The following is a 6,746-nucleotide window of genomic DNA, read 5'->3' as shown; positions in this document are numbered from 1 at the left end:
TGCCAAGACCGCCAGCGCTGGCAGCTCGCTGGAACCCGCCGTCGACACGGCGCCAGACTTGATGGCGCCCTCCACCGGGTGCGGTCCCGGCGACCGCCGCGCCGCCGCCGGCCGCAACTGGATCGCCCGCAAGGACAAGTCGCTCACCCAGGCCTTCGAGGCTTACGAAGCGGGCAACTACACCGAGGCCCGCGCCAGGTTTGAAGAGGGCTGGAAGAAGCTGGGCTATGAAGAAGCGGCCATGATGCTGGGCCGCATCCACCTGATGGGCCTGGGCACGCCGCGCAGCACACCCAAGGCCATCGAGTGGCTGCACGAAGTGGTCGACGCGTCCTACAACCCGGCCGCGGACCGCCTGAAGTTCGATCCCCAGAAGCCCGACAACATCAACACCCGCGTCGAGGCTTCGCTGCTGCTGGCGCGCATCTACCTCACCGGCCAGGGCACCAAGCGAGACCCGGTGCAGGCCTACAAGTGGTGGAGCAAGGCGCTGGACTACGGCTTCGAGCCCGCCGGCACGCTGCTGGCCCAGGCCCACCTCAGCGGCATCGGCACCMAGCCCGACGCCAAGCCCGCGCTGGCCTACCTGCAGGCCGCCGGCGAGGCAGGTGACGTGACCGCCCTGTACATGTTGGGACAGCTGTACCACCACCAACTGCCCGGCCAGCCCGACGGCGTGCCGCTGGACCTGCAGCGCGCCGGTGCCTACTTCGCCGCCGCCGCTAAGGCTGGCCACCTGGAGGGCACCTACGCCGCCGCACGCATGCTGGACCTGGGCGAAGGCATGCCCGCCGCCGCGCCGGAGCGCGCCGTCGTGCTCTACAAGGACGCCGCGCTGAAAGGCCATGCCGATGCGCAAAACGCGCTGGCCACGTTCTTCTACCGCGGCGAGGTCGTGCCGCAGAACTTCGCCACAGCCCGCCAGTTCTTCCAGGCCGCCGCCCAGCGCCGCCAGCCGGATGCGATGTTCAACCTCGCCGTCATGCTGGCGCAGGGCCAGGGCGGCGACAAGGACATGGCTGCCGCCTACGCCTGGTGCAGCCTCAGCAAATCCATGGGCCACGAGCAGGCCGCCGTGGCCCTGCCCAGCATCGCCGCGCGGTTGAGTCCGGACGAAAAGGCCCGCGCCGACGCGATGCTGAAACCGCCGGCGAAGAAATCCTGATCAGCCGCCTGCCGGCGCCGGATAGACGACCTCGACGACCTCGATCTTCTCGACGCCCACCGGCGTCACGAGATTGAGTTCGTCGCCAACGCGTGCCTTCAGCAGCGTGCGCGCGATGGGCGAGATCCAGCTGACCTCGCCGGCCAGGCTGTCGGACTCGTCGATGCCCTTGATCGTGATCGTCTTCTCCTCGCCCTTGGCGTTGGCATAGGTCACCGTCGCGCCGAAGAAGATCTGTTCGCTGYCGTAATGGACGCTCGGATCGGCGACCTCGGCGATGTCCAGTCGCTTGGTCAGGAAGCGCAGCCGGCGGTCGATTTCGCGCAGCCGCTTCTTGCCATAGAGGTAGTCGCCGTTCTCCGAGCGGTCGCCGTTCTTTGCCGCCCAGGACACGACCTCCACGACGCGCGGCCGCTCCACGTCCAGCAGCTCCATGAACTCGGCACGCAGCCGCGCATAGCCAGCCGGCGTCAGATAGTTGCGCGTGCCAGCTGGGAGCGCCGGCAGCGAGGGGCCGTCGCCATCGTCATCGTCGGCCGTGTCGGATTCCTTGGTGAAGGCCTTGTTCATGACAACATTGTCCGATGCATACCCCCTCGCCTGCCGGGCCGCTGACCGGACTCACCGTCGTCGAAATGGCCGGCATCGGCCCCTGCCCGCTGGCCGGCATGCTGCTGGCCGACCATGGCGCCGACGTCCTGGTCATCGAGCGCCCCGGTGGCCGAGTGCTGGATACCGGCACGGGTCTGGATCGGGGCAAACGACGCACCTGCCTGGACTTGAAAACGACGGACGGCCTGGCCGAGGCGCGTGCGTTGATCGAAGGCGCGGATGCGCTGATCGAAGGCTTTCGTCYCGGCGTCATGGAGCGCCTGGGCCTCGGGCCTGAGGTCTTCCAGACCAGCCACCCGCGCCTCGTCTACGGCCGCCTCACGGGCTGGGGCCAGACAGGGCCGCTGGCCCAGGCCGCCGGCCATGACATCAACTACGTCGCTGTGACGGGCGTACTGTCCGCGGCCACGCGTGCAGGCGTCGCTCCAAGCATCCCGGCCACACTGATCGGCGACATGGGCGGCGGCGCGATGTTCCTGGCCTTCGGCTTGATGGCCGCGCTGTGGGAGGCTCAGCGCAGCGGCCGGGGCCAAGTGGTGGATGCGGCCATGGTGGATGGCGTGGGCCTGCTGTCCAGCCTGCTGCATTCGCTGCGCGCCGCAGGCCGCTGGAGCGACAAGCCCGAACAGAACTTCTTCCTGCACAGCTCGCCCTTCTACGACTGCTTCGAATGCGCCGACGGACGCTTCGTGTCGATCGGCGCGCTGGAGCCGCAGTTCTATACCGAGTTGCTGCAGCGCCTGGGGCTGGATGATGTCGATCTCGCCGCCCAACAGGATCGCAGCCAGTGGCCAGCGCTGCGCGAGCGCGTGGCTTCGCGCCTGCGCGAGAAGACGCGTGATGAATGGTCTGCCCAGTTGGAGGGCAGCAACGTCTGCTTCGCGCCGGTGCTGACCCTGGCCGAAGCGCCGCTGCATCCGCATGCCCTGGCGCGCGGCAGCTTCACGCAGACCGAGAGCGGCCATTGGCAACCAGCCGCTGCACCACGCTTTTCGCGCAGCCGCTGATTCGGCGCCACAAAGAAAAACACCCCAGAGGCTTGAACCTCTGAGGTGTTTCCATTTCTTCTTGTTTTGGTGCGGCTGGCAGGATTCGAACCCACGACCCCTTGGTTCGTAGCCAAGTACTCTATCCAACTGAGCTACAGCCGCTGAAGCCTCACAGTATAGCCAGATTTTCAGGGGCCCGACAAGACTTTGGCGCTTTTTTAGAAATAGTTGGGGCAGCCGCCATCAAGGCAGGCGCGCGGCGGCCTCGAAGCAGCGCGCGCGGCGACTTTCGTCGCCTTCCTGCTCGGCCAGCGCCGCCAGTGCCAGCCAGCTGCGACGGCGGGCCGGGCCGGGCATCGTCACGTCCTCGGCTGCCGTCTCAAGCATCAGTCGCGCCTTGCCCCAGAGCTGGCGCTCCGCAAGAGCATGGCCCAGCGCATAGGCCAGAGCGCGCTCGCGTGGGAAACGCGACTGCGCGGACTCGAGGCGCTGCAGCCAGTCAGGCCCGCAGCCAGCCAGCACCGGCACGAGAGCATTGGCAAGCGCCGCACGGTCGTCAGACTGCAATTCGGCCAGATCATCGAAGAATGGCCGCAGCCAGCCGCGACCGTCGTCCGGCGCACCGAGTTGGCCGGCGCATTGCGCGGCACGCGCGGCGACGAGGGGATCACGGCGATCGGCTGGATCGAGCTGTTGCCAGATCGAGCGCAGCTGGTCGACATCACGCGCGCCGTCCAGCGCTTCGAAGGCCAGCGACCGCAACAGTCCCTGGGCAGCCACCTTGGAGAAGGCCTGATGCTTGGCGAGCAGGCGCGCGGTGCGCAGCGCATCCAGCGGCTGGCGAGCCAGGCGCGACGCCTGCAGCCGCAGGCGCAGGGCCTGGGTGCGGCGCGCGACACCGGGGGCCAGTTCGCCGAGCACGCTCAGTGCGCGCGTGGCGTCGCGGTCGTCCAGCGCCCATTCGGCGGCGAGCAGCCGAGCGCCGTCTTCCTGCGCGCGTGCGCCACTGGTGCGATGCGCCAGATCGAGGGCGCGCGCGAGCTGTTCGTCACGGTGGCGGCGGTCCTGCAAGCGGTGGGCACTGGCCGCGGCGAGCAAGTGGGCCAGGGCCATGAAGGACTGGTCGGCCGCCAGTTCGGGCGTGGCGGACTGGATGTTGAGGGCCTTCTGCGCCGCTTTCTGGGCGCGGCTGAAGCGGGCGCCGAAGAGCTCGACCAGAGCCTCGCGCAGGGCGAGCTGGGCACTGCGTTCACGCTGCGCCAGCCGCCACTCGCGGGCGCGCTTGGGCAGGGTCGTCAGCGCCTCGATGGCCTGGATGGCCGTGACGAGGGCGAAGCAGCTGGCGACCAGCAGCAGCAGGAAGAGATTGAGCGAGATGTCGACCCGCCAACCGGCCCAGTAGAAGCTGGCAAGACCGTCGTTGCTGCCCAGGGTCAGTGCCGCGACGACGGCGACGACGAAGAGCAGGACCAGCCAGATGACGAGACGCATGATCAGCGTCCTTTCATCGACCGGCCGCGGCGGCGGTCAGCGCAGCCAGCGTGTCATCCGGCCGCGGCACGCTGACCTGGCGCGCCTGGCCTGACACCTGGCGCAGCAGCTCGGCCACGCTGGCCACCTTGCGCGAACGGGTGTCGAAGTAGCGGTTCAGCATTTCCTGGCTGTCACGCAGGTCGGACTGGGCGGTGTCGAACTGGCGGCTCAGCAGCGCCAGGCGGGCATTCAGCAGGCGCAGCTTCAGGTTCTCGCGCAGGAAAAAGCTCTGATCGGGCGAGACCAGTGCCGCCTCGGGATGGTCGATGCGAGTCACGCGCAGCAGCGTGCGGGCTTCGCCCCAGACCACACCGGTCCAGCTGGAGAGTTGCTGCGTGGCCTGCCACCACCACAACGAGACCTTGCCGTCCGCCGCTGCGGCGGCCTGCTCGCGTTGCAGCTTCAGTGCACGCTCGCGCTCCTTGGCGGCATCGCCGTTGCGGTCGTCGCGCTGCTTGGGCGCGGCCTCGTTGCCCGAGACCAGCGGCAGTTCATCGGCCATGCGCACRACTTCGTCGAGCTTGATGGTCAGCGTGGACACGTCGACGACGGCAACCGCCTTGACGCGGTCCAGGTCGCGCGCGACGGCGCGGCGTATGCCTTCCATGCGCGGTTGCTTGTAGCGCAGCAGGCGCTCGTCGGCCTGCTTGAGCGTGGCCACCAGGGGTTCGGCGCTGCCGGTGATCTGGGTCTGCTGAAGGGCCACGCGGATGGCCGCCTCGATGTCGCCGACGACGTTCTCGTCCCGCGAACGGGACATGGACTGGATCAGCTCCTCCAACTGGCCGCGCTGCAGGGCGACCTCGGCCAGACGGGCGTCCAGCAGCGAGACCTTGGCGGCCGTGTCGCGCACCAGCTCAGCGGATTGCTTGGCAGCCAGCCGCGCCTCGGTGGCCTGCGCCTGGCTGGCCTCCTGGCGGCGCACCAGCTCCTGCTCCAGCGACTGCTGGCGCGACAGGCTCTGCCAGGCCAGCACGACGCAAAGCAGCACGGCGGCGCCCAGCAGGGCCAGCAGCCAGGGCAGCCAGACCGGCAGCGCGGGGGCGAAAGGGGACGGTGGCGGCGCGGCGGGCTCGGCCGCGGCGACAGCAGGGGGATTCAGCGCAGGCTCACTCACAGTGCGATGGATTCTGTCAGAGGCCTTTCAGGGCCTGAGTCACCGCTTCAGGGGCCGGTCGCGCCAAAACCACAGGATCGAAGCCGGCCGCCCGGGCAGCTTCGGCAATGCGGGCATGGGTGGCGATGGCGCGCTGCTGGTTCATGTCCATGCCTTGCAGGTGGCCGACGGCCTCGGCACTGCTGAACAGCCATACAAAGGCTGTGGGCTCTGCGCGAATGGCGTCCAGCAATGCCTGCTCGGCCATTTCGAAGCGGGGGCCGGCACGGTGATAGGTCGTCACGGTTTCGACGCGCGCGCCAGCGGCCGTCAGTTGCTCGGCCAGCCATTCGCGTCCGCCATCGCCGCGCAGCAGCAGCACCCGGGCGCCGGCCCAGGCACGACGGGGTGACAGTTGTTGCCAGAGGTGTTCGGAGTCCAGGCTGGCTGAGTCCGCTGCGGGCTGGACGATCTGGCCCGCGGGCACGCCGCGTTCGATCAACGCCTGGGCGCTGCCCGGCCCGACGCAGGCGGCCAGCGTGTGGCCTGGCCACGGGCGGTCGGCGTGGCGGAAGAACTGCTCGACGGCATTGGGACTGACGAAGACGGCCAGGTCCATATCGGGCAGGCTGGCCCAGGCCGCGACGACCGCTGCCGGATCGCGGGCCGGCAGGATCTCGATGAGGGGCAGCGCCACCGCCTCGACGCCGAGTTCGGCCAGGCGCGCCAGCCAGGCCGCGCACTGCGGCCGTGGGCGCGTGACGATGAGGGTCTTCATCCAGGCAGGTAGGAGCCTGCGCCCAGCTCGCGCAGGCGGGCCGCGGCCCGCTGGCCCAGGGCCCGGGCGGCATCGACAGCCATCACATCACCAGCGACGCTGGTACGCAGCAGCGGCGAGGTGTGGGCCTCGGCATGACCCAGGGCGGCGTCCAGGCACAGCGTGCCGCCCTGCCAATGGGCATGGGCCGCCAGCGGCAGGCTGCAACTGCCGCCCAGGGCGCGCGACACGGCGCGCTCGGCCTCGCAGGCCAGCTGGGTCGGCTGGTGGATCAGCTTGGCCAAGGCCTCGGCGAGCGCGGTGTCGTCGGCGCGAATCTCCAGGCCCAGGGCGCCCTGCCCTGCGCAAGGCAGCATCTGGTCGACCTCGAAGAAACCGCGCACGCGGTTCGCCAGGCCCAGGCGCTTGAGGCCGGCTGCGGCCAGCACGATGGCGTGGTAGCCGCCTTCGTCGAGCTTGCGCAGCCGCGTGTCGAGATTGCCGCGCAGAGGCTCGACGCGCAGGTCGGGCCGCAGGCTCAGCAGCTGCGTCACGCGGCGCAGGCTGGAGCTGCCCACGACGGCGCCCTCGGGC

Annotated in this window: 7 protein-coding genes and 1 tRNA gene; 2 read left to right on the top strand and 6 right to left on the bottom strand. The window is 69.5% G+C overall.

Annotation, left to right across the window (positions count from 1 at the left end):
- A partial coding sequence (locus AC1DU6_RS15995; RefSeq protein ID WP_477858257.1) for a tetratricopeptide repeat protein occupies positions 1–1,165 on the top strand: 1,165 nt, incomplete at its 5' end.
- Here AC1DU6_RS15995 and greB read toward each other — a convergent pair.
- Positions 1,166–1,735 (bottom strand): transcription elongation factor GreB, encoded by a 570-nt coding sequence (greB, locus tag AC1DU6_RS15990; protein WP_477858255.1) that lies wholly within the window; start codon positions 1,733–1,735, stop codon positions 1,166–1,168. It lies immediately after the preceding gene.
- Between the two features lie 14 nt (positions 1,736–1,749).
- Here greB and AC1DU6_RS15985 point away from each other — a divergent pair, with 14 nt between their 5' ends.
- The gene (locus AC1DU6_RS15985; RefSeq protein ID WP_477858254.1) at positions 1,750–2,784 is read left to right on the top strand and encodes a CaiB/BaiF CoA transferase family protein; all 1,035 of its coding nucleotides are present in this window, start codon (positions 1,750–1,752) and stop codon (positions 2,782–2,784) included.
- 67 nt (positions 2,785–2,851) lie between these two features.
- On the opposite strand, the gene AC1DU6_RS15980 is transcribed toward AC1DU6_RS15985, so the two are convergent.
- The 5 genes from AC1DU6_RS15980 to hemC form a co-directional block, all read right to left on the bottom strand.
- Positions 2,852–2,928: transfer RNA gene (locus AC1DU6_RS15980), tRNA-Arg, on the bottom strand.
- Between the two features lie 81 nt (positions 2,929–3,009).
- Positions 3,010–4,257, bottom strand: a complete 1,248-nt coding sequence (locus AC1DU6_RS15975) for a heme biosynthesis HemY N-terminal domain-containing protein (protein ID WP_457323557.1) — start codon at positions 4,255–4,257, stop codon at positions 3,010–3,012.
- 13 nt (positions 4,258–4,270) lie between these two features.
- Positions 4,271–5,416: a uroporphyrinogen-III C-methyltransferase gene (locus AC1DU6_RS15970; RefSeq protein WP_457323556.1), complete on the bottom strand. Its 1,146-nt coding sequence runs from the start codon at positions 5,414–5,416 to the stop codon at positions 4,271–4,273.
- Between the two features lie 16 nt (positions 5,417–5,432).
- Positions 5,433–6,173 (bottom strand): uroporphyrinogen-III synthase, encoded by a 741-nt coding sequence (locus tag AC1DU6_RS15965; RefSeq protein WP_457323555.1) that lies wholly within the window; start codon positions 6,171–6,173, stop codon positions 5,433–5,435.
- A partial coding sequence (gene hemC / locus AC1DU6_RS15960; RefSeq protein WP_477858251.1) for a hydroxymethylbilane synthase occupies positions 6,170–6,746 on the bottom strand: 577 nt, incomplete at its 5' end. The genes hemC and AC1DU6_RS15965, both read right to left, overlap by 4 nt.

The sequence above is a fragment of the Roseateles sp. P5_B10 genome, from assembly GCF_056400485.1.
Note: the sequence above shows the minus strand (reverse complement) of the source record. Positions and strands in the feature narration are given on the sequence as shown.

What these genes read in the sequence shown, in the direction of transcription:
- AC1DU6_RS15975 (WP_457323557.1), bottom strand. Translation starts at nt 4,257, where the DNA reads ATGCGTCTCGTCATCTGGCTGGTCCTGCTCTTCGTCGTCGCCGTCGTC.
- AC1DU6_RS15965 (WP_457323555.1), bottom strand. Translation starts at nt 6,173, where the DNA reads ATGAAGACCCTCATCGTCACGCGCCCACGGCCGCAGTGCGCGGCCTGG.